The organism is Microbacterium sp. TW_SC_2 (assembly GCF_055361165.1).
In genome coordinates this window covers 2,254,622-2,277,034 of the sequence record NZ_CM143952.1, presented here as the reverse complement: position 1 = coordinate 2,277,034, position 22,413 = coordinate 2,254,622, and the positions used below count along the sequence as shown (strand labels likewise).

Below are 22,413 nucleotides of genomic sequence, written 5' to 3'. Positions count from 1 at the left end.
CCTAGAATTGTCCCCATGCCCGCAGGCGAATCGTTCTACATCACCACGCCCATCTACTACCCCTCCGATGTGCCGCACATCGGCCACGGGTACACCTCGGTGGCGGTCGACACGCTCGCGCGTTGGCACCGCCAGGCGGGCGACGACACCTGGATGCTGACGGGCACGGACGAGCACGGGCAGAAGATGCTGCGCGCCGCGGCGGCGAACAACGTCACGCCGCAGGAGTGGGTCGACAAGCTGGTCAGCGAGGCGTGGTTCCCGCTGCTGACGACCCTCGACGTCGCCAACGACGACTTCATCCGCACCACGCAGGAGCGCCACGAGACGAACGTGCAGACGTTCTTCCAGCGCCTGTACGACCGCGGCTACATCTACGCCGGCGAGTACGAGGCGCTCTACTGCGTGGGCTGCGAGGAGTTCAAGCCCGAGGCGGAGATCGTCGACGGCACGGGACCCTTCGAAGGCCTGAAGGTCTGCGCGATCCACTCGAAGCCCCTCGAGCTGCTGCAGGAGAAGAACTACTTCTTCAAGCTCAGCGAGTTCCAGGACCGCCTGCTCGAGCTCTACAAGACGCAGCCCGACTTCGTGCGCCCCGACTCCGCCCGCAACGAGGTGATCTCCTTCGTGAGCCAGGGGCTCAAAGACCTCTCGATCTCGCGGTCGACGTTCGACTGGGGCATCCCGCTGCCCTGGGACGAGTCGCACGTCATCTATGTGTGGGTCGACGCGCTGCTCAACTACGCCACGGCGATCGGCTACGGTTCCGACCAGGAGACCTTCGATCGTCGGTGGCCCGCCTACCACGTGGTCGGCAAGGACATCCTGCGCTTCCACGCGGTCATCTGGCCGGCGCTGCTCATGGCCGCCGGAGTCGAGGTGCCCAAGGGCGTCTTCGCGCACGGCTGGCTGCTCGTCGGCGGCGAGAAGATGTCGAAGTCGAAGCTCACCGGCATCGCGCCGACCGAGATCACCGACGTGTTCGGATCCGACGCCTACCGCTACTACTTCCTGTCCGCGATCGCGTTCGGACAGGACGGCTCGTTCTCCTGGGAAGACCTCTCGGCGCGCTACCAGGCCGAGCTCGCGAACGGCTTCGGCAACCTGGCCTCCCGCACCACGGCCATGATCCAGAAGTACTTCGACGGCGTCGTGCCGGCCGCGGCGGACTATTCCGACAAGGACCTCGCGATCCAGAAGATCGTCGCGGATGCCGCGGCGGGGGCGGATGCCGCGGTCGAGCAGTTCCGCATCGATGAGGCCATCACCTCGATCTGGACCATCGTCGACGCCCTCAACGGCTACATCACCGAGAATGAGCCGTGGGCTCTGGCGCGCGATGAGGAGCAGCGCGAGCGCCTCGGCACCGTGCTCTACACGTGCGCGGAGGGGCTGCGAGCGCTGGCCGTGCTGCTGTCGCCGGTCATGCCGCAGGCCACCGAGAAGCTCTGGGTCGCCCTCGGGGCGGACGCGACGCTCGGCAGCCTGCAGGATCAGCCGATCCGCGAGGCCGGGGCGTGGGGCATCCTGCAGCCGGGCACAGACGTCGCCACCCTGTCGCCCCTGTTCCCGCGCGTGGAGTCGACTGCCTGAAGATGACGTACGTGCAGCAGCGGGACGGCGACGGACGCAAGGATCTCCGGTATCCGGCGGCCCCGGAGCCGCTCGCGGTGCCGGTGTACGACAACCATGCGCACCTGGAGATCCTCGACGGCGACGAACCTCTGTCGCTGAGCGAGCAGCTCGATCGCGCGCAGGCCGTCGGCATCGCCGGGGTCGTCCAGGCCTCCGGTGACATCGAATCGTCGCGCTGGGCGGTCGAGGCCGCGGCATCCGACCCGCGTGTGCTCGCCGCCGTCGCGATCCACCCGAACGACGCACCCGCGTACGCGGAGGACGGTCGTCTCGACGAGGCGATCGCCGTGATCGACGAGCTCGCGCCGCACCCCCGCGTGCGCGCCGTGGGCGAGACGGGCCTCGACTTCTTCCGCACCGAGCCCGAGCGTCGGGCCCCGCAGTTCACCTCCTTCGAGGCGCACATCGCGATCGCGAAGAAGCACGGCATCGCGATGCAGATCCACGATCGCGACGCGCACGAGGCGGTGCTGGAGACGCTGGCCCGGGTCGGCGCCCCGGACACGACGGTCTTCCACTGCTTCTCGGGCGATGACACCATGGCGCGGATCTGCGCGGATGCCGGCTATCACCTGTCCTTCGCCGGCAACGTCACGTTCAAGAACGCCCAGAACCTGCGCGACGCCCTCGCGGTGACGCCGCTGGACCGGATCCTGGTCGAGACGGATGCGCCGTTCCTCACCCCGGTGCCGCTGCGAGGTCGTCCGAACGCGCCGTACCTCGTGCCGATCACGGTGCGCTTCATGGCCGCTGAGCTCGGCATCGGGGTCGACGAGCTCTGCGCGCAGCTCGCCGAGAACACCCTGCGGGTCTACGGTTCGTTCGCCGACTGACTCGCGGGTTCCGCGTCGTCGGGCCCGGTGCCGGTGACGGGCCTCGCCGACACGATGTGCGAGATCGGCTTCCACACCAGCACCAGGGTGAGAGCCGCGCCGACGAACGCGAACCACCACGGCGCGGTGAGTCCCCACACCTGGGCGATGACCCCGCCGAGCGCCTGCCCGACGACCATGCCGCCGAACACGCCGACCATGTTCACCGAGGCCACCCGCCCCTGCAGCTCGGCGGGAACCAGGCGCTGCCGGACGGTCGTGGAGATCGTGCCCCACACGAACGCGTACGCGCCGAAGAAGAACATGATGACGAGGGCGACCCAGCCGGTCGTGGTCAGCGCGAACGACAGGTGCATGAGCACCTCCAGCGACAGCACCACCCGCATCAGCGTCGCGAAGGACACGTGTCTCTCCAGCCAGCCGAAGCTGAGGGTCGCGAGGATGCCGCCCGCCGCGGACGCGGTCGTGAGCGCTCCGTAGCCCACCGCGCCCATCTGCAGGTGCTCGGTGGCGTACAGCACGAGCACGCCCCAGGGGGCTGCCCACGTGATGTTGAACACCAGGATGATGAGCACCAGCATGCGCACCGGGGGATTGCGCCACAGCCAGCGGAGCCCCTCCGCGATGTCGGTGTGGACGGGAGTGCGGACGTCGGTCTCCCGCGGCGGGACGGGCGTCTTCGCCATGCGCGAGATGAGCACGACCGCGAGACTCACGCACACGATCTCGAGCAGGAACGGCCAGGCGGTCCCCGCGGCGAACAGGAACGCGCCCAGCGGCGGTCCGGCGAACTGGTTGGCCACGAGGTATCCGGCCTGCAGGCGCGCGTTGCCGATCCCCAGATCGGCGGGCTTCACGAGCATCGGCAGCAGGGTGCTCCCCGCCGTGTCGACGAAGACCTCTGCGGTGCCGTAGACGAACGCGACGGCGAGCACGATCCCGATGTTGGCGGCGCCCGTGACCAGGAAGACGCACAGGGCCGCGAGCACGAGGGCTCTGGCCGCGTTCGCGACCATGACGAGGCGCCGACGGTCGAAGCGGTCGGCGATCGCGCCCGCGTGCAGTCCGAACAGCAGCCAGGGGAGGAACTGCAGGATCGCGCCGGCCGCCACCAGGATCGGCGACGACGTCATCGATGCGATCAGCAGGGGAGCGGCTGCGAGTGCGACACCGTCACCGACGTTGCTCGTCCAGGAGGAGGCGAGCAGCCACCGGAAATCCCGGCCCATGCGGCGGGGCGCGACGAGTTCACCGAGGGAGGGCACCAGAGAAGACTACTGACCGGCGGGAGACATCGATGCGGTGGGGGAGAATGGGAGGATGACCGTCACCCTGCTCGGCGCTTCCGAGATCCGCCGCCTCGCCGCCGAGCTCGACGTCACACCGACGAAGAAGCTCGGCCAGAACTTCGTCACCGACGCGAACACGGTGCGCAAGATCGTGCACGCCGCTCGGGTGCAGCCGAACGAGCGGGTGGTGGAGGTCGGCCCTGGCCTGGGATCGCTCACCCTCGCGATCCTCGAGACCGGGGCCTCCGTCACAGCCGTCGAGATCGATCACCGTCTGGCCGCCCGGCTCGCGCAGACGGCGGCGGAGCACGGTGTGGAGGACGGGAAGCTCACCGTCGTCGACGCCGATGCCCTTCGCATCACGGAGCTCCCCGGGGAGCCGACCGTGCTCGTCGCGAATCTGCCGTACAACGTCTCTGTCCCGGTGCTGCTGCACTTCCTCGAGAACTTCGCCTATCTGCAGCGGGGCGTCGTGATGGTGCAGGCGGAGGTGGCCGAGCGGATCGCCGCCGGCCCCGGATCGAAGGTGTACGGTTCACCGAGCGTCAAGGCCGCGTGGTACGGCGACTGGCGGCTGTGCGGCACGGTCTCCCGCCAGGTGTTCTGGCCGGTCCCCAACGTCGACAGTCTGCTGGTCGGCTTCGATCGTTCCAGCGGAGAGCGCGGATCCGAGGACGAGCGTCGCCGCACCTTCCAGATCGTGGATGCCGCGTTCAATCAGCGACGCAAGATGCTCCGCCAGGCGCTTTCGGGTCACTTCGGCAGCTCCGCCGCGGCCACCGAGGTGCTGCTCGCGGCCGGGGTCGCCCCCACGGCACGGGGTGAGGACCTCACGGTCGAGGACTACCACCGCATCGCGCAGCACGCCGCCACGATGAGCGAGGCGGGCGACAGGGACTAATCTGGCACGGTGACCGAGTCTCCGCGCTTCAGCCCCGATGTCCCCGAGCTGCACCGTCCGTATGCCGCGGACGAGAGCCGCTACCAGCAGTTCGCCTACCGTCAGGTCGGCACGTCCGGCCTCTACCTGCCGCCGATCTCCCTCGGACTCTGGTGGAACTTCGGCGACAACATCCCTCTCGACAACCAGCGCGCCCTGTTGCGCCACGCGTTCGACCGCGGCATCACGCACTTCGACCTGGCCAACAACTACGGCCCGCCCTACGGCTCCGCCGAAAAGAACTTCGGTCGTATCTTCGCCGAGGACTTCCGCCCCTACCGCGACGAGCTCATCATCTCGTCGAAGGCCGGATGGGACATGTGGCCCGGCCCGTACGGAGACTTCGCGAGTCGCAAGTACATCCTCGCCAGCGCGGAGCAGTCGCTGACCCGCATGGGACTCGACCACGTCGACATCTTCTACTCGCATCGGGCAGACCCGGTGACCCCGGTGGCGGAGACCGTCGCCGCCCTCGACACCCTCGTGCGCCAGGGCAAAGCGCTGTACGTCGGCATCTCGTCCTACAGCGCCGAGCGCACGCAGGAGGCCGTCGACGTGGCCGCGGAGCTGGGCACGCCTCTGGTCATCCATCAGCCGGCGTACTCGATCCTCAATCGCTGGGTCGAGAACGGACTCACCGACACGCTGCGGACGAACGGAGTGGGGGCGATCGCGTTCACCCCGCTCGCGCAGGGGCTGCTGACCGACAAGTACCTCGGGGACGGCACGGCCGATCGGGCCCAGCAGCGCGGTTCGCTGCCCGATGGACCGCTCACCGCGGACGCTGTTGCGACCCTGCGCTCGCTCAACGAGGTGGCGCGCGATCGTGGTCAGTCTCTCGCCCAGCTCGCCCTGCAGTGGACGCTGCGCGATCCCGTCGTCGCCTCGGCACTCATCGGCGCCTCCCGGCCGTCGCAGCTCGACGAGAACATCGCCGCGGTGCACGGGCCCGACTTCACCGCGGGGGAGCTGGCCCGCATCGACGAGCTCGCGGGGTCGATCGACGTCGACCTGTGGGCGAAGTCCGCGGAGCTGTGACGGGTCCGGTGTCATGAGCGTCGCCGTGTCGAACGAGTCCGTGCGGGTACGGGCACCGGGAAAGATCAACCTGTATCTCGGTGTCGGCGGTCGCCATGACGACGGCTACCACGCGCTCGCGACGGTGTTCCAGGCGGTCTCGCTCTTCGAGGATGTGATCGCTCGCCCCGCGGACGACTTCTCCGTGATGGTCTCGGGAATCGACGATGCCGGTTCTGTGCCGCTCGACGACCGCAACCTGGCGATGCGCGCGGCGAAGCTGTTGGCGACCGCCACCGATCACCCCGGAGGAGTGGCGCTCGAGATCCGCAAGAACGTGCCCGTCGCGGGAGGCATGGGCGGAGGGTCGGCGGATGCCGCGGCGGCGCTCGTGGCCTGTGATGCCCTGTGGGGCACCAATCTGTCGCCGGCACGCCTGCATGATCTGGCCGCGCGGCTGGGGGCGGATGTGCCGTTCGCCCTGCACGGGGGAACCGCGGTGGGCACGGGGCGGGGCGACCAGCTCAATCCGGCGCTCGCCCGTGGGCGTTTCGACTGGGTACTCGTGACGAGCCCGCAAGGGCTGTCCACGCCGGCCGTGTACGGGAGGCTCGATGCGCTGCGTGACGCCGAGGGCGCGCTGGCGGACGATCCGCCGCTCTCCCTCGACGTCCCGATCCCGGTGCTGCAGGCGCTGCGAGCGGGGGATCCGGCGCAGCTCGCCGAGACCCTGCTCAATGACCTGCAGGCCGCTGCGGTGTTCGAACGTCCGGACCTCGACGAGACCATTCGGGCCGGAGTGCGCGCGGGTGCCCTGCAGGGCATCGTGTCAGGTTCCGGACCCACGGTCGCGCTGCTCTGCGCCGACCCCGATGCGGCGCGCGAGGTGCAGGACGAACTGCACCTGTCCGGTCGGGAGGCAATCCATGTGCACGGGCCGGTGCCGGGCGCGCGCATCATTTCGTGACCGGGCGGGTGCCGGAGCGGGCAGCCCCTCTCGAGATCTCCGGTTCCCCAACCGGCTCTCGAGAGGGGGCTCGCCACAAGGGACGTGGCGGTGCTGCCTCACTTCGAATGGTTCCGCGCCCCAGACGCTTCCCCGTGTAGCCCCAGCTACGGGAACGACATTACAGCGACTTTGCTTGTCCCCCAAATGGGGGACACAAAAAATCGCTGTGAGTTTGCTGAGCGTATCGGGCCGACCGCGGGGGACAGGCGCTTCACGTGCTTTTCGAGCAGGTGCACCCAGGTCAGGATCGCCGTGAATCCGATGGCTTCGAACACGGTGAGGTTGATGAATCCGGCGGCCATCGCGGCCATGGCGAGGATCAGGCTGCAGCCGGCGATGATCGCGAGGACACTGAGCGCACGAGACAGGGAGCGCAGGAAGAGCCGGTGCACGATCAGCAACGCGGCGAACGACAGCAGCATGCCGTTGGCCGCGGTGTCGTGCACCACCTTGTCGAGCGAGAGCGGGAAGACCCCGATGCCGGTGAGGCTGAGTCCGAGCAGCGCGACGAACAGGGGCACGACCCGTGCCGCGTGCCGGGAGGATGTCGGATCCGTCATGAGCCACCGCAGCAGCCAGAGCCGCATCATGATCGCGGACACCGTGATCGTCGCGCCGGCCGCGATCACTCCGCCGTTGAAGAGCATGGCGGAGAAGTCGTCCGTCATGCCCAGGCGGCTGAAGTACAGCTCCCACCACCGGGGGTCTGTCGTCGTGACTGTGGCGGCGATGATGCCGGCACAGAGCAGGCTCGCTGCGGTGAGTGTCAAAAACGCTCTTCGGGGGGCGCTCATGGCTGTTCCTGTCGCCATACGCTCGGCGGCAGGCCAGGACGGGTAGAGAGTCCCCCCTCGGGCGAGCGTTCATCGGGTGCGGAGCTACGACGGACCGCTTCTGTAGTGGTCAGTCTAGCGAAACTTCCGGGTCCTGACGGATTTCTCTTTTCGATGGAGCAGGCCGGAGCGACGAGGGGCGGAGCCCGCCGGCGTCTCCCCGCCGACACGGCGATATGCGCGAAACGAGTTCCCGGGACATAATGAGGAGGAGATGTGACCGTGCACATGCGAGGAGGCTGCGATGTCCAGCGCTTCCGATCGCGCCCGGTTGCCGAGTATCCGTGACGTCGCGCGCCTGGCGGGGGTCTCCCACCAGACCGTCTCGCGTGTCCTGAACGACCATGCCAGCATCCGTCCGGAGACCAAGGCCAAGGTCCTCGATGCGATCTCGGTGCTCGACTACCGGCCGAATCTGGCAGCCCGTGCGCTGGTGACCAGCAAGTCGAACATGCTCGGCATCCTCTCTGCCACGATCGGGGAGTTCGGGCCGACGTCCTCGATCGCCAGCATCGAAGACGCGGCGCGCGAGGAGGGCTATTCGGTCTCGACCCTCAATCTGCCGTCCACGACCCCGGAGGCGATCGGCACGGCCGTTCGCCAGCTCGCGCGGGAGCAGGTCGACGGCATCGTCGTGCTCGCGCCGCAGGTGCGCGTCTTCCATGTCCTGCGCGGCATGGACGTCTCCATGCCGTTCGTGACGCTCCAGACGGCGTCCGGTTCCGACGGCGTCAGCCTTTCGGCCGACCAGGTGGCGGGGGCCAAAGCGGCGACCGAACACCTGATCGGGCTGGGCCACAGCGACATCCTTCACCTGGCCGGTCCGCAGGACTGGATCGAGGCGGAGTCGCGCATGCGGGGCTACCTCGACGCCCTGCGGGAGGCCGATCTGCCCACGTTCCCGCCGATCCGCGGGGACTGGACGGCGGACTTCGGCTACTTCGCCGGGCAGGAGCTGTCCCGTCGCCGCGACTTCACCGCCGTGTTCGCCGCGAACGACCTGATGGCGATCGGACTGCTCCACGGCTTCCGGGACGCCGGGGTCCGCGTGCCCGACGACGTGAGCGTCGTGGGGTTCGACGATGTGCCGGTGGCGGCCCACGTCGCCCCGACGCTCACCACCGTGCATCAGGAGTTCCCGGAGCTCGGGCGACGAGCGGTCACGATCCTCCTGGCGCAGATCCGCGGCGAAGCATTGCCGACATTCGGCCCCCTCCAGACGACGCTGCGCCTGCGCGAATCGTCCGGGTCACGGTAGCAACACGAAATATCGGTGCGGACTTGACACGGTCCGCTCCGCATTGGACGATGTAATCAATGTGAACGGTCACATCGAAGGTGACCGCACGTACCGAGGAAGATCCGTGAGCACTACAGCAACGTTGCCGACTGTTTCAGGTCCGCTCTTGGAGATGCGCAGCATCACCAAGGAGTTCCCGGGGGTGAAAGCTCTCTCCGACGTCTCCATCACCGTTCGCAGCGGTGAGATCCACGCGATCTGCGGCGAGAACGGCGCGGGGAAGTCCACCCTGATGAAGGTGCTGTCCGGCGTGTACGCGGCCGGCACGTACGAGGGCGAGATCCTTCTCTACGGCCGTGAGCAGCGCTTCAAGGACATCGCGGCCAGCGAGCATGCCGGCATCGTGATCATCCACCAGGAGCTGGCTCTCATCCCGGAGCTGTCCGTCACCGAGAACATCTTCCTCGGCAACGAGATCCGTCGCTTCGGCCGGATCGACTGGCAGGCGCAGAAGCAGCGGGCGCTCGAACTGCTCGCGCGCGTCGGCCTCAACGAGGACCCGGACGTCGCGATCAAGACCCTCGGCGTCGGCAAGCAGCAGCTGATCGAGATCGCGAAGGCGCTGAACAAGGACGTCAAGCTGCTGATCCTCGACGAGCCGACCGCCGCGCTCAACGAGAACGACTCCCAGCACCTGCTCGACCTGATCCTGGGCCTCAAGGCCAAGGGCATCGCGTCGATCATCATCAGCCACAAGCTCAACGAGATCGAGCAGATCGCGGATGAGATCACGATCATCCGCGACGGACGCACGGTCGAGACGCTCGACATCTCGCGCGGAGAGATCAACGAGGACCGCATCATCCGCGGCATGGTCGGCCGCTCGCTCGAGAGCCGGTACCCGGACCGCACGCCCGAGATCGGCGAGGTGTTCTTCGAGGTCAAGGACTGGTGGGTGCAGCACCCGACGGTCTCCGAGCGCACGGTCGTGAAGGGCTCGAGCATCAACGTCCGCCGCGGCGAGGTCGTCGGGATCGCCGGGCTCATGGGCGCGGGGCGCACCGAGTTCGCGATGAGCATCTTCGGGCGCTCGTACGGCACCTATCTGTCCGGCACCATGATCAAGGACGGCCAGGAGATCACGCTCCCCGACGTCGCATCCGCGATCAAGCACGGCCTCGCGTACGTCAGCGAGGACCGCAAGGTGCTGGGACTCAACCTGCTCGACACCATCAAGCGCGCCACCGTGTCGGCCAAGCTCTCGAAGATCGCCCGTCGCGGTGTCGTCGACGCCCGGTCGGAATACGCCGTCGCCGAGCAGTACCGCAAGGCGCTGCGCATCAAGACGCCGTCGGTCGAAGAGGGCGTCGGCAAGCTGTCGGGAGGCAACCAGCAGAAGGTCGTGCTGGCCAAGTGGATGTTCACCGATCCCGACCTGCTCATCCTCGACGAGCCCACCCGCGGTATCGATGTCGGCGCGAAGTACGAGATCTACGCGATCATCAACGAGCTCGCGGCGCAGGGCAAAGGCGTCATCGTCATCTCCAGCGAACTGCCCGAGCTCCTCGGCATCTCCGACCGCATCTACACCGTCTTCGAAGGTCGGGTCACCGACTGCATCCCGGCCGACCAGGCGACACCCGAGGCCCTCATGCGCAGCATGACCTCCGCGACCCAGAAAGCATCCGCATGACCACCGACTCCACCACCGCCAAGCGCGGCTTCCACTTCAAGGACATCACGAAGATGTTCGGAGGCGGACAGTCGACGCTGCGCCAGTTCGGCATCCTCGGCAGCCTCGTCGTCATCCTGGTCGTCTTCCAGCTGCTGACCTGGATCTTCAAGGGACAGGGTCTGACACTGTCGTCGGGGAACCTGATCAACGTCGTCAACCAGTACTCCTACATCCTGATCCTCGCGATCGGCATGGTGATGGTCATCATCATGGGACACATCGACCTGTCCGTCGGCTCCGTCGCCGCCTTCACCGGCATCATCGTGGCGAAGGCGATGTCGGACGGTAACCTCCCCTGGCCGCTCGCGATCCTGCTCGGCCTCGGTGTCGGCGTGCTGGTCGGGGCCTGGCAGGGCTTCTGGGTGGCGTACGTCGGAGTGCCGGCGTTCATCGTGACCCTGGCCGGCATGCTGTTCTTCCGCGGAGCGAACCAGTGGGTGGGCGACTCGCAGTCGATCCCCGTTCCCGACGGCTTCCGCGTGATCGGTGCCGGCTACCTGCCGGAGCTTCCGTTCATCCCGGTCCCCTTCAACGTCCTGACCATGGTGCTGGCGCTGATCGGCGTCGCCGTCATCGTCATCTCCGAGATCCGCACGCGCCGCGCCCAGCGCAAGATGGGGTCGGAGATGGCCCCCGCATGGGTGAGCACCACGAAGGTCGTCCTGATCTCGGTCGTGATCCTCATCGCCGGCTGGCTGTTCGCCACGGGGCGTGAGGGCACCAGCTTCCCGATCTCCGGCGTGATCCTGCTGCTGCTCGTGATCCTGTACACGTTCATGACGAGCAACACGGTCTTCGGCCGTCACATCTACGCGGTCGGCGGCAACCGTCAGGCCGCACGCCTCTCGGGCGTGAAGGACCGCTGGGTCGACTTCTTCGTCATGATGAACATGTCGGTGCTCGCCGCCCTCGCCGGAATGATCTACGTCTCCCGCGCCACGGCCTCGGGACCGCAGGACGGAAACGGGTGGGAGCTCGACGCGATCGCGTCCGTGTTCATCGGTGGCGCGGCTGTCTCCGGTGGTATCGGAACCGTGATCGGGTCGATCATCGGTGGTCTCGTGATGGCCTTCCTGAACAACGGACTCGCGCTGCTCGGCGCCGGAGCCGACGTGGTCTCCATGATCAAGGGCCTCGTGCTCCTGCTCGCGGTCGGCGTCGACGTCTGGAACAAGCAGCAGGGCCGCCCGTCGCTCATCGGTTTCATGACCCGCCGCTTCGGACGCAAGGACGATCCTGCGCTCGAGACCTTCGACCCGAAGGCGAACTACCCGACCAACCAGAAGTACGAAGCCCCCGCCGTCGACGAGACGCGCGGAAAGTAGGGGTCGATTCGCGTGCCGCACGCGCGATGAGACCTTCACACACCAGAGAAAGAGATCACATGAAGAAAATTCTTCTGTCGACGACAGCGCTTGTCGTCGCAGGCGCGTTTGCCCTCACCGGCTGCTCCTCGGAGCGCGGCGGCGGCACGGGTTCCGGAGAGGGCGAGGAGGCCGCAGCAGGCTTCGACGCCGGCGCCACGATCGGTGTCGCGCTTCCGGACAAGACCTCGGAGAACTGGGTCCTCGCGGGCCAGCTGTTCACCGACGGTCTCGAAGAGGCCGGGTTCAAGGCCGACGTGCAGTACGCACCGGCCAGCAACACGGTCGCCGAGCAGCAGAACCAGATCCAGGCCATGGTGACCGGTGGGGCGAAGGTCATCATCATCGGCGCGAAGGACGGCAAGCAGCTGTCCACGCAGGTCGAGGCCGCCCGCGACGCCGGCGTCACGGTGATCGCGTACGACCGCCTGATCGAGAACACCGAGGCCGTCGACTACTACGTCGCCTTCGACAACTTCAAGGTCGGCCAGCTCCAGGGCCAGGCCCTGCTCGACGGTCTCGCCGAGCGCTCCGACCACGAGGCTCCGTACAACATCGAGCTGTTCTCCGGCTCGCCGGACGACGCCAACGCCCCGGTGTTCTTCAACGGTGCGATGGACGTGCTCCAGCCGAAGATCGATGACGGCACGCTGAACATCGTCTCGGGTCAGACCGAGATCGCTCAGACGGCGACCGAGGGCTGGAAGCCCGAGAACGCGCAGCGCCGCATGGACTCGCTGCTCACGTCCTCGTACGGCTCCGAGATGCTCGACGGCGTCCTCTCCCCGAACGACACGCTCGCCCGCGCCATCATCACGTCGGTGCAGCAGGCCGGCAAGCCGGTTCCGGTCGTCACGGGTCAGGACTCCGAGGTCGAGTCGGTCAAGTCGATCATGGAGGGCATCCAGTACTCCACGATCAACAAGGACACCGCGCTCCTCGTCGACCAGTCCATCAAGATGGTCGGCCAGCTCCAGAAGGGCGAGGAAGTCGACGTCAACGACACCGAGCAGTACGACAACGGCAAGAAGGTCGTCCCGGCATACCTGCTCGACCCGATCATCGTCACCCAGGAGAACGCTCTGGAGGCGTACGCCAACGTCCCGAGCCTGCTCGAGATCGTGCAGTCCTACCAGTAATCACTGAGTCACGACGGAGCCGCCCGGGTCATCTGACCCGGGCGGCTCTTTCATCGTCTGCCACCACATCCGAAGACAGCGGACGCGGTCCTCGGCGCCGCCGACCAGACCCTCCACGGCCAGGGCGATCGGCCAGACCCTGCCGGATCGCGTGTGCGGACTGCCGACACCGCGGAGCGCACGCCCGGCGAACCAGTACGGATTCGGCACGGCCACGCGCTACGGCGGGCTCGCCCCGCAGTCCGTCCGGCACGCGGAGTGGATGATCGAGCTCTCGAAGGCGTTCGCGACGGACCTGCAGCGACAGGTCTGGCTGCAGGAGGTCGGTGCGCCCTCGATGAACCTTGCGGACCACGAGATGCCGGAGTTCGCCACGCGCACGGTCGAGGCCGCGCTCACGACGCCGGGCCTCTACGGAATCACCTGGTGGTGCTCGCATGACGTGTCGCGGGCCCTCGGGGGTTACAAGGATCTGGAGTACTCGCTCGGTCTCCTCGACGTCGACAACACGGTGAAGCCTCTCGGGCGGCGCTTCGCCGAGCTGGTCGCCGAGGCACGGTCCGGGGCGGGAGCCTCGGTTCTCCCTCGTACGGTCGGCGTGGTCGTCGATGTGGACGATGCCGACCTTCCGCTCTCTCGCACCGACCTGGCGCCGGGCGGTGCGGTGTTCGAGCGCTGGCACGATCTGCGGGAGCAGGGCGAGCCGGTCACCGTGGTGACGTCGCGGGTCGCGGCGGATGCGCCGGCACTGGCGGACCGCGGGATCACGACGCTGGAGGCCGTGCAGCGCGCCTGACCCGGACGCGGGGCGTCAGTCCCAGATCGGGTCGTCGGGGCGCGGGGAGTCCGTGCCGTCCGCGTCGGTCATGACGCGTGCGCCGGCGATCCAGGAGGTCAGCGGACCGCCGTGCAGGACGTGCGGTCGCGGTGCATCGAACAGGCCGGGCGTCGTCACGATGTCGAGCGGCTCATCGCTCGCGAAGACGACGACGTTGCCGAGCGGCCCTTCCTCATCGTCCGGACCCGCCGCGAGAACGACGGCGACGTGGGCGAACACGGAGCCGAGGGTGGCCGCCTGCCGACGCGAGTACTCGAACGGATGCCCGTCGAGCAGGTTCACGGCGACGACGCCCGTCGCGGCCGAGCGGGCGGCGACCCGACGGTAGAACTCCTGGCTGGCGACGTGATGTCGGATGACGGCGGCATCCCAGAGATCGACGACGGTGAAGCCCGCCCCCACCCAGTCGGCGCCCACGGCGGTGCGAACGGACGCGGCGGCGTCGAGTCCGGAGGGCGGCGCTGACGGCACCGGCGATGGCCCCCCTTCCGGAAGATCCGCGTCCGCGACCGCCCGCGCATCGCCGAACACGACGCGGACGTCGGAGCCGGGAGGCAGGGGCAGCGCGGCGATCACCGCCGCATACAGCGCGGGCTCGAACTCGACCACGAGTTGGGGGGATCCGGCCCGTGTGGCCTCGACGTAGCGCGCCAGCGTGAGTGCTCCGGCTCCCAGATGCACGGTGAACAGCGGGGCGCCCGGCTCCGCGGCGGCATCCATCGCGCGGGCGATGTGCCGGGTGTACGCATACTCGAGGGCGGTGGGGTCGGTCATCGAGACGACCGACTGGGGGATTCCATCGACGCGGAGCTCGTAGCGGCCCGGCCGCCATCTCGACCGCACCAGCTTCGCCGTGTGATCGTCCAGTGAGAGGGAGAACACCCGGCGTTTCCATGGCACCCGTCGAGTTTAGGTCGGACGGGATCGGTCGGTGACCACTCGTCGGAACGGAGCGGCGGAGAACCCTCCTCGCTCTCGAGGGCTGGCGGTCGCCCGCAGACGACTACCCTGGAGAGGACATGGCACATCTTCTCGGGGCAGAAGCCCTACATCTCGAATACCCGACCAGGGTCGTCTTCGACTCCGTGACCCTCGGCATCGAGGAGGGGGACCGGATCGGCATCGTCGGCCGCAACGGCGACGGCAAGTCCAGTCTCCTCGGCATGCTCGCCGGGCTCAAAGAGCCCAACTCCGGTCGTGTGACGGTCCGCGGCGGCACCACGATCGGGGTGCTCTCGCAGGCGGACACGCTCTCCGACGACCTCACGATCAGTCAGGCCGTGGTCGGCGACACCCCCGAGTACGAGTGGGCCGGTGACGCCCGGACGCGCGACGTCATCGAAGGTCTGCTCACGGATCTGCCGTGGGATGCCGAGATCGGCTCGCTCAGCGGAGGGCAGCGGCGCCGCGTCTCCCTGGCCAAGCTGCTCGCCGGTGACTGGGACGTCATCGCCCTCGACGAGCCCACCAACCACCTCGACGTCGAGGCCATCACATGGCTCGCCGGGCACCTCAAGAAGCGCTGGTCGGGCAACTCCGGGGCGCTCCTGGTCGTGACACACGACCGGTGGTTCCTCGATGAGATCTGCACCGAGACCTGGGAGGTGCACGACCGCATCGTCGAGCCCTTCGAGGGCGGCTACGCGGCCTACATCCTGCAGCGCGTCGAGCGCGACCGGATGGCGGCGGCCACCGAGGCGAAGCGTCAGAACCTCGCGACCAAGGAGCTCGCGTGGCTCCGTCGCGGGGCCCCGGCCCGCACGGCCAAGCCCAAGTTCCGAATCGACGCGGCCAACGAGCTCATCGCCGATGTCCCCGAGATTCGCGACAAGGTCTCCCTGCAGTCGCTCGCGGTCTCGCGTCTCGGCAAGGATGTGGTCGACCTGCTCGACGTCGGCGTGACCTACCCGCCCTCGGGGATCAACCTCGAGGACAAGGTCGTGCTCCGCGACATCGAGTGGCGGATCGCTCCGGGAGAGCGCACCGGCATCCTCGGTGTCAACGGCGCCGGGAAGTCGACGCTGCTCGGACTCATCTCCGGCACGATCGAGCCGACGGTCGGCCGCGTCAAGCGCGGCTCGACCGTGGTGGTCAAGACCCTCACCCAGCGCCTCGACGAGCTCGAGGACGTGCGGCGCGAGCCGGTCCGCGTCGTGATCTCACGGCTGCGCACCTCGTACACGATGGGATCGGGCTCGAAGGCGCAGGATCTCACCCCGGGGCAGCTGCTCGAGCGGCTCGGGTTCGACTCGGCGCAGCTCTCCACTCCCGTCAAGGATCTCTCCGGTGGTCAGCAGCGACGCCTGCAGCTCCTGCTGGTCCTGCTGGACCAGCCGAACGTGCTGATCCTCGACGAGCCCACCAACGATCTCGACACCGACATGCTGGCCGCGATCGAGGACCTCCTCGACTCCTGGTCGGGCACTCTCCTGGTCGTTTCGCACGACCGCTACTTCCTCGAGCGCGTCACCGATCAGCAGTACGCGCTGCTCGACGGGCATCTGCGCCATCTTCCCGGCGGCGTGGACGAGTATCTGCGCCTGCGTCAGCTGCAGCAGTCGAACGTCGCCAAGGGTGCGGCGACGTCGAAGGCGGTCGCGACCGCCGCGTCCACGGCCTCGGCTCTCGACGGCGCGTCGCTGCGATCGGCGCAGAAAGAGGTCTCCGCGCTGGAGCGCCGGATCCAGAAGCTCACCCAGCAGAACTACAAGGCCAAGCAGGCGCTCGCGGAGCACGATCAGTCCGATTTCGCCGGCCTCGCCGAGAAGATGAAGGCGATCGACGAACAGCAGACCCAGATCGACGAACTCGAACTGCGCTGGTTCGAGCTCACGGAGCAGATCGGCTGAACGCCCGTTCGCGCGGGAGGGTCTGTCGCACCCGGTGTGCGGGGGAATACGGTGACAGTGCGATGCGCTGTGCTCTGGGCAGGGTCTGACGCCAGCCGGTGTCGCACGCCAGGACTCCGCGGCATCCGGGAGGTACGCATGGAGGGACTCGAGGTCACGGTCCTGCTCGGGCTCACGATTCTCGCCGGAGCCCTGCTGGCACCGCGCATCCGGCTCGCTCTCCCGCTGGTGCTGGTGGTCTTCGGGCTCGTGCTCGGATTCATCCCTCCGCTGCGTGAGGTGCAGCTGCCTCCCGAGACCGTGCTGCTGCTGTTCCTCCCCGTGATCCTGTTCTGGGAGAGCCTCACCACATCGCTGCGGTCGATCCGACGGGATTTCCGCTACATCCTGCCGATGAGCACTCTTCTCGTCGTGGCATCCGCTTTCGCAGTCGCGGGCGTCGGCGTGCTGTTCGGGATGCCGTGGGAGATCGCGCTCATCCTGGGTGCGGCGGTGGCGCCGCCGGATGCCACAGCCGTCGCCGCTCTCGGGCGGCTGCTCCCGCGGCGCACCTTCATGAAGCTCAAGGCGGAGAGCCTCACCAACGACGGCACCGCCCTCGTGCTCTACGCGATCGCGGTCTCGCTGGCCGTGGGCGGGCAGGTCACCCCGCTCTCGGTCACCGGGATGGTCCTGATGTCGTACGTCGGGGGAGTCGCGGCCGGAGCGGTGGTCGCCGCACTCGGCTTCCTGCTGCTGCGGCGGATCTCCTCGACCATGGTCATCAACGTCACGCTGCTGCTGATCCCGTTCACCGCGTTCCTGCTCGCCGAGATCGTGCATGCCTCGGGCGTGCTCGCCGTCGTCGTGGCGGGCCTCGCCGTCGCCGTCGTCTCGCCGCGCGTCACCACGGCGGCCTCGCGGCGTCAGACCGATGCCGTCTGGCCGTTCGGGGTCTTCCTGCTCAACGGTGCCCTGTTCGTGCTGATCGGCCTCGAGGTGCAGTTCGTGGTGCACGAGATCTCCGGCGCGGCGATCGGTCGTCTCGTGCTCGTGACGCTCGCGGTCTGGCTGGTGCTGCTCGTGGTGCGCTTCGTCTTCCAGCTGCTCACCGTGCCCTTCCAGCGCACCTCGGGACCACGGCCCCCGCGGGGTCTGCGCTCGCGCGCCCGGGTCGTGTCGACCATCGCGGGGATGCGCGGGGCGGTGTCCCTCGCGATCGCGCTCTCGGTGCCCGCGGGCGTCGCGGAGGGCGCCGGGGTGTCGGGCCGTGACGAGATCGTGTTCGTGACCGCCGGCGTCATCCTGCTGAGCCTGCTCGTGCAGGGTCCGCTGCTGCCCGCCGTCGTGCGGTGGGCGCGCATCCCCGTCGATCACGCCGCCGACGAGGAGTACGAGCTCGCGGAGCGCGCGATCTCGGGCGCCGCGCTCGCGTCTCTCGACGAACTGGCGACCACGCACGGCATCGGCCAGGAGGTGCGCGATCGCGTGCGCTCCGAAGGGTACCTGATGCTCGAGCTCGCCAACGCCCGGTCGCTCGCCCGGGAGCAGGCGCTCGTGGATGCCGAGGCGCGCGCACTCGACGACCTCCTGGGCGAACCCGATCCGCTCGGCGGGGCCGTCGTCGGCGCACAGGCGAGCGCGGTCGACCAGGAGGGAACCGACGGCGGGGCCGTTCCCGCCCCCTCGAACGTCCTCCCGGACATCACGGACGGCGGCACGGAGGGCGTCACGCTGCAGATGATCGCCACCTCGGCGGATGTCGACGTGATGCAGCGGTCCCCGCTGATCCGGCACGAGGAGCACTCGACGCTCAAGCTGGCGCTGTTGGAGCGCAAGCGCGAGGTGCTGCTCGGCCTGCGCCGCGCCGGCACCGTCGACGACCAGATCGTGCGCCGCATCTCCGCCCGTCTCGACCTGGAGCAGGTGCGGCTGCAGGGCATCGAGGAGTTCGACTGATCCTGCGCCACGCCCGGGATCTGCCGCTGTGACGCTGTGTGACGGGCGGATTCCGCTCGCGCCCCGAAGCCTGTCTAACGTAGCTGAGTCCCCCCAGAGAGGAACCCGAATCCCATGTCACGCCGCTCCACCTCCCTCCTCGCCGCGCTCGCCGCGGTGCCGCTCTTCATCGCCCTGTCCGGGTGCGCCACGGCGTCGTCCGACGCGGGGGCCGAGGGCGGAGATTCTTCCACGCCGGAGGTCGTCAAGGTCGGCGTCGTCGGCAAGGCCGACCCGCAGTGGCCCGCGTTCGTCGACGCCGCCGCCGAAGAGGGCATCGAGGTCGAGCTCGTCGACTTCGGCTCCTACGAGCAGCCGAACCCCGCGCTGAGCGAGGGCGAGATCGATCTCAACCAGTTCCAGCACATCGTGTACCTCGCGGATTACAACGTGAACTCGGGATCGGATCTGACGCCGATCGGTTCGACCGCGATCTACCCGCTCGGGCTGTACTCGAAGAAGTACGACGACGTGAAGAGCATCCCGAAGGGCGAGACCGTCGCCGTGCCCGACGACGCCTCCAACCAGGCCCGTGCGCTGCTCGTGCTGCAGTCGGCCGGCCTGATCGAGCTCAAGAGCGGCGGCACGATCTTCTCCGACGTCGCCGACGTCGACACCGCGAAGTCCAAGGTGAAGGTCACCGCCCTCGAGGCGGCCCTGATCCCGACGTCGCTGCCCGACGTGGCCGCGGCGATCATCAACAACGACTTCGTGCAGGATGCCGGACTGACCTTCGACGACGCGATCGCCCAGGACGACCCCGAAGACCCGAACGCGCTGCCGTACGTGAACATCTTCGCCGCCCGCGCCGATCAGGCCGACAACGCGACCTTCCAGCGTCTCGTCGAGATCTTCCAGACCGACGAGGACGTGCAGGCGGGCCTCGCCGAATCGTCGGGTGACACCGCCGTGGCGCTGCAGACGCCGGTCGAAGACCTCGTCGCTTCGCTGAAGAAGGTCCAGAAGGACACCGAAGACAACAAGTGAGCACGGGTGGGAGCCATCCCGCCTGATGTCAGAATCGGGTGACGCCGCGCGCGTCACCCGATTCGTCTTTCCCGAGAACAAGACCGGAGCACCCATGCCGATCGTGAGCCTGACGAACGTGTCGAAGGCCTACCCCTCGCGTACCCCCGGCGATGGCGACATCGTCGCCGTCGACGACGTGACCCTCGAGATCGAGAAGGGCGACGTCTTCGGCATCATCGGGTACTCGGGCGCGGGCAAGTCGACGCTCGTGCGGCTCATCAATGCGCTGGAACCGGCGACGTCGGGTGCGATCCATGTCGACGGCGTCGACATCACCGCGCTCAAGGAGAGCGAGCTGCGCCGCGTCCGGGGCGGGATCGGCATGATCTTCCAGCAGTTCAACCTGTTCTCCTCCCGCAGCGTCAAGGCGAACATCGCGTATCCGCTCACCCTCGCCGGGTGGAAGAAGGCGGACATCGAGGCGCGCGTGACCGAGCTGCTCTCGTTCGTCGGACTCTCCGACAAGGCGAAGGCCTACCCGGAGCAGCTCTCCGGCGGGCAGAAGCAGCGCGTCGGAATCGCGCGCGCCCTCGCCACCGGACCCGCGATCCTGCTCGCCGACGAGGCGACCAGCGCCCTCGACCCGCAGACCACCCATGAGGTGCTCGACCTGCTGAAGCGGGTCAACCAGGAGCAGGGCGTCACGATCGTCATCATCACGCACGAGATGGACGTCATCCAGACCATCGCCACCAAGGTCGCCGTCATGGAGAACGGTCGCGTGATCGAACAGGGCGACGTGTTCGAGGTGTTCTCGGCCCCGCAGAACCCGGCGTCGCAGCGCTTCGTCGGCACCGTCGTGAAGGGCCTGCCCTCGCCCGCCGAACTGGCGGTGCTGCGCGAGCGGCATCAGGGGCGCATCGTCACGCTGTCCTTCCGCGACGGCGACTCCTCGCAGGCGCAGGTGTTCCTCGACCTCGCCGGGGCGGGGCTCGACTTCGAGCTCGTGTTCGGCGGCATCAACGACATCCGCGGCCGTGCCTTCGGCCACCTCACGCTGGCGATCCGCGGAGACGGCGCCGCGATCGACCGGGCCCTGGCCGCGATCGGCGAACGGGTCGAAGTCACCGAGATCGCCCGAGAGGAGAGCCGCTGATGGATCGTCTGATCGAACTCGGACCGGAGTTCTGGGCCGCTGCCCTCGAGACCCTCTACATGACGTCATTCGCGCTCGTGCTCGGCGGCGTGCTCGGACTCCTGATCGGCATCATCCTCTACGTCACCCGCCCGGGCGGTCTGGTGCAGAATGCGGTCGTGTCGACGATCGCGAACCTCGCGGTCAACTTCTTCCGTCCGATCCCTTTCGTGATCTTCATGGCGGTCGCGCAGCCCTTCGCTCGCGCGGTCGTGGGCGTCGGCATCGGCACCACGGCGGGGGCGTTCATCATCGGTCTCGCCGCGGCCTTCGCGATCGGCCGCATCGTCGAGCAGCACCTCGTGTCGGTGTCTCCCGGCGTGATCGAAGCGGCGCGGTCGATGGGCGCGGGGCCCTGGCGCATCCTCTTCACGGTCGCGATCCCGGAGTCCCTCGGGCCCCTCATCCTCGGCTACACGTTCATCGTCGTCGCCCTGATCGACATGACAGCGATGGCCGGACTGATCGGCGGCGGCGGCCTCGGCGCGTTCGCGCAGATCTACGGATTCCGGCAGTTCGAGCCGGTGGTGATGTGGGCGGCCATCGTCCTGATCGTCGTGTTCGTGCACTTCGTGCAGCTGCTCGGCACCCGTCTCGCGCGCAGGATCATGCGCCGCTGACCGGCGCTTCCTGCAGCGTGAGCGTGGTCGTGAAGACACGCTCGCGCTCGCTCAACGGGTCCACGAACCGCAGTTCCCGCGCCAGCAGCTGCAGGGGGCGGCGGTAGTCGTCGGGCGCTTCGGGCAGCAGTTCGGGGTAGAAGCCGTCGTTCAGGATGCCGATGCCCAGGGCGGCGAGGTGCACGCGGAGCTGATGCATCTTCCCACTGTGCGGACGCAGCAGGGTGTGGAGCACGCGGTCGTCGGCCCCCTGCAGTTCGATCAGCGTCTCCGAGTTCGGTTTGCGCTCGGCGTCGACCTGCACGCGCACCTCACCGCGGTTCTTGGTGATGTGGTTGCGGTGGATCACCGGGAACGGCTGGCCGTCCAGGGCGGGCGCCGCGGCATCCCAGTCCGCGGGAAGCGCCGACACCGCCTCGTAGACCTTGCTCACCGCGCGATTCTCGAACATCAGTTGATAGGCCCCGCGGGTCTCCGGCCGCACCGAGAACATCAGCACGCCGGCCGTCGCGCGATCGAGCCGATGGATCGGGGTCAGCTCCGGGATGTCGAGGAGGTTGCGCAGCCGCACGAGCGCGGAGTTCTGCAGGTACTTCCCTCCGGGCGTCGTCGGGAGGAAATGCGGCTTGTCCACCACGACGAGATCGCGGTCCTGATGCAGCATCGCGATCTCGACGGGGAGGGGGGTCTCCTGCGGCGGCAGCCGGTAGTACCAGATGAACTCCGCGGCACCGAGGGGCGCGTCGCGAGCGATCGGAGCGCCGTCGCGGTCGACGATCTCGCCGCGGTCGAAGCGTGCGAACAGCGTCTCGCTGTCGAGATGGAAGAAGCGCTCGGCCATGTACGCGGCGATGCTCGGCCAGGGACCGGACAGCGGCACGTGCAGCCGTGTCGCGCCGACACCGTCGCGCACCGGCAGGGGCGAGGCCAT

The 22,413-nt window shown here is 68.2% G+C and carries 20 protein-coding genes; 15 read left to right on the top strand and 5 right to left on the bottom strand.

The window, feature by feature from the left end; translation table 11 throughout:
- Nucleotides 1-15: 15 nt before the first annotated feature.
- Together metG and ACWA14_RS10815 are read left to right on the top strand one after the other, a co-directional pair.
- Entirely contained in the window at nucleotides 16-1,593 is a 1,578-nt protein-coding gene (gene metG / locus ACWA14_RS10820) for a methionine--tRNA ligase (protein WP_463793279.1), read from the top strand.
- Between the two features lie 2 nt (nucleotides 1,594-1,595).
- Nucleotides 1,596-2,468: a TatD family hydrolase gene (locus tag ACWA14_RS10815; RefSeq protein WP_463793277.1), complete on the top strand. Its 873-nt coding sequence runs from the start codon at nucleotides 1,596-1,598 to the stop codon at nucleotides 2,466-2,468.
- On the opposite strand, the gene ACWA14_RS10810 is transcribed toward ACWA14_RS10815, so the two are convergent.
- The gene (locus ACWA14_RS10810; RefSeq protein WP_463793275.1) at nucleotides 2,447-3,733 is read right to left on the bottom strand and encodes an MFS transporter; all 1,287 of its coding nucleotides are present in this window, start codon (nucleotides 3,731-3,733) and stop codon (nucleotides 2,447-2,449) included. The two genes, ACWA14_RS10815 and ACWA14_RS10810, sit on opposite strands and share 22 nt — an antisense overlap.
- A 55-nt stretch (nucleotides 3,734-3,788) precedes the next feature.
- Here ACWA14_RS10810 and rsmA point away from each other — a divergent pair, with 55 nt between their 5' ends.
- The 3 genes from rsmA to ACWA14_RS10795 are packed head-to-tail and all read left to right on the top strand — an operon-like array spanning nucleotide 3,789 to nucleotide 6,681.
- A complete protein-coding gene (gene rsmA, locus ACWA14_RS10805) occupies nucleotides 3,789-4,658 on the top strand; it encodes a 16S rRNA (adenine(1518)-N(6)/adenine(1519)-N(6))-dimethyltransferase RsmA (protein ID WP_463793273.1) in 870 nt (289 codons plus the stop codon).
- A 9-nt stretch (nucleotides 4,659-4,667) separates the two neighbouring features.
- Nucleotides 4,668-5,735 carry an L-glyceraldehyde 3-phosphate reductase gene (gene mgrA / locus ACWA14_RS10800; RefSeq protein WP_463793271.1) on the top strand — a complete coding sequence of 356 codons (1,068 nt, stop codon included), beginning with the start codon at nucleotides 4,668-4,670 and terminating at the stop codon, nucleotides 5,733-5,735.
- A gap of 13 nt (nucleotides 5,736-5,748) precedes the next feature.
- A complete protein-coding gene (locus tag ACWA14_RS10795; protein WP_463793270.1) occupies nucleotides 5,749-6,681 on the top strand; it encodes a 4-(cytidine 5'-diphospho)-2-C-methyl-D-erythritol kinase in 933 nt (310 codons plus the stop codon).
- Between the two features lie 146 nt (nucleotides 6,682-6,827).
- On the opposite strand, the gene ACWA14_RS10790 is transcribed toward ACWA14_RS10795, so the two are convergent.
- Nucleotides 6,828-7,493: a DUF998 domain-containing protein gene (locus tag ACWA14_RS10790; protein ID WP_463793268.1), complete on the bottom strand. Its 666-nt coding sequence runs from the start codon at nucleotides 7,491-7,493 to the stop codon at nucleotides 6,828-6,830.
- Between the two features lie 307 nt (nucleotides 7,494-7,800).
- On the opposite strand from ACWA14_RS10790, the gene ACWA14_RS10785 reads away from it, so the two are divergent.
- The 4 genes from ACWA14_RS10785 to ACWA14_RS10770 all read left to right on the top strand — a co-directional run bounded on the left by ACWA14_RS10785 (nucleotide 7,801) and on the right by ACWA14_RS10770 (nucleotide 13,034).
- Entirely contained in the window at nucleotides 7,801-8,814 is a 1,014-nt protein-coding gene (locus ACWA14_RS10785; protein WP_463793266.1) for a LacI family DNA-binding transcriptional regulator, read from the top strand.
- A 154-nt stretch (nucleotides 8,815-8,968) separates the two neighbouring features.
- Nucleotides 8,969-10,489, top strand: a complete 1,521-nt coding sequence (mmsA, locus tag ACWA14_RS10780; RefSeq protein ID WP_463793265.1) for a multiple monosaccharide ABC transporter ATP-binding protein — start codon at nucleotides 8,969-8,971, stop codon at nucleotides 10,487-10,489.
- On the top strand, nucleotides 10,486-11,856 hold the full coding sequence (mmsB, locus tag ACWA14_RS10775; protein WP_463793263.1) for a multiple monosaccharide ABC transporter permease: 1,371 nt from the start codon (nucleotides 10,486-10,488) through the stop codon (nucleotides 11,854-11,856). Before mmsA ends, mmsB begins: the two co-directional genes overlap by 4 nt.
- Nucleotides 11,857-11,915: 59 nt before the next feature.
- Nucleotides 11,916-13,034 (top strand): substrate-binding domain-containing protein, encoded by a 1,119-nt coding sequence (locus tag ACWA14_RS10770; protein ID WP_463793261.1) that lies wholly within the window; start codon nucleotides 11,916-11,918, stop codon nucleotides 13,032-13,034.
- Here ACWA14_RS10770 and ACWA14_RS10765 read toward each other — a convergent pair whose 3' ends face one another.
- Nucleotides 13,035-13,244: a glycoside hydrolase family 125 protein gene (locus ACWA14_RS10765; protein WP_463793258.1), complete on the bottom strand. Its 210-nt coding sequence runs from the start codon at nucleotides 13,242-13,244 to the stop codon at nucleotides 13,035-13,037. It lies immediately after the preceding gene.
- Here ACWA14_RS10765 and ACWA14_RS10760 point away from each other — a divergent pair.
- Nucleotides 13,186-13,830 (top strand): hypothetical protein, encoded by a 645-nt coding sequence (locus ACWA14_RS10760; protein WP_463797505.1) that lies wholly within the window; start codon nucleotides 13,186-13,188, stop codon nucleotides 13,828-13,830. The genes ACWA14_RS10765 and ACWA14_RS10760 overlap by 59 nt on opposite strands.
- A 15-nt stretch (nucleotides 13,831-13,845) precedes the next feature.
- On the opposite strand, the gene ACWA14_RS10755 is transcribed toward ACWA14_RS10760, so the two are convergent.
- Nucleotides 13,846-14,772, bottom strand: coding sequence for a spermidine synthase (locus tag ACWA14_RS10755; protein WP_463793256.1), 927 nt, complete (start codon nucleotides 14,770-14,772; stop codon nucleotides 13,846-13,848).
- 119 nt (nucleotides 14,773-14,891) lie between these two features.
- Between ACWA14_RS10755 and ACWA14_RS10750 the strand changes: the two genes are divergently transcribed.
- The 5 genes from ACWA14_RS10750 to ACWA14_RS10730 all read left to right on the top strand — a co-directional run bounded on the left by ACWA14_RS10750 (nucleotide 14,892) and on the right by ACWA14_RS10730 (nucleotide 21,482).
- Entirely contained in the window at nucleotides 14,892-16,721 is a 1,830-nt protein-coding gene (locus tag ACWA14_RS10750; protein WP_463793254.1) for an ABC-F family ATP-binding cassette domain-containing protein, read from the top strand.
- Between the two features lie 138 nt (nucleotides 16,722-16,859).
- On the top strand, nucleotides 16,860-18,659 hold the full coding sequence (locus ACWA14_RS10745; protein ID WP_463793251.1) for a Na+/H+ antiporter: 1,800 nt from the start codon (nucleotides 16,860-16,862) through the stop codon (nucleotides 18,657-18,659).
- 114 nt (nucleotides 18,660-18,773) lie between these two features.
- Nucleotides 18,774-19,685 carry a MetQ/NlpA family ABC transporter substrate-binding protein gene (locus tag ACWA14_RS10740; RefSeq protein ID WP_463793249.1) on the top strand — a complete coding sequence of 304 codons (912 nt, stop codon included), beginning with the start codon at nucleotides 18,774-18,776 and terminating at the stop codon, nucleotides 19,683-19,685.
- Between the two features lie 94 nt (nucleotides 19,686-19,779).
- On the top strand, nucleotides 19,780-20,823 hold the full coding sequence (locus ACWA14_RS10735; protein ID WP_463797431.1) for a methionine ABC transporter ATP-binding protein: 1,044 nt from the start codon (nucleotides 19,780-19,782) through the stop codon (nucleotides 20,821-20,823).
- The gene (locus ACWA14_RS10730; protein ID WP_463793247.1) at nucleotides 20,823-21,482 is read left to right on the top strand and encodes a methionine ABC transporter permease; all 660 of its coding nucleotides are present in this window, start codon (nucleotides 20,823-20,825) and stop codon (nucleotides 21,480-21,482) included. Before ACWA14_RS10735 ends, ACWA14_RS10730 begins: the two co-directional genes overlap by 1 nt.
- Here the strand turns inward: ACWA14_RS10730 and ACWA14_RS10725 are convergent.
- Nucleotides 21,469-22,413: a pseudouridine synthase gene (locus ACWA14_RS10725; RefSeq protein WP_463793245.1), complete on the bottom strand. Its 945-nt coding sequence runs from the start codon at nucleotides 22,411-22,413 to the stop codon at nucleotides 21,469-21,471. The genes ACWA14_RS10730 and ACWA14_RS10725 overlap by 14 nt on opposite strands.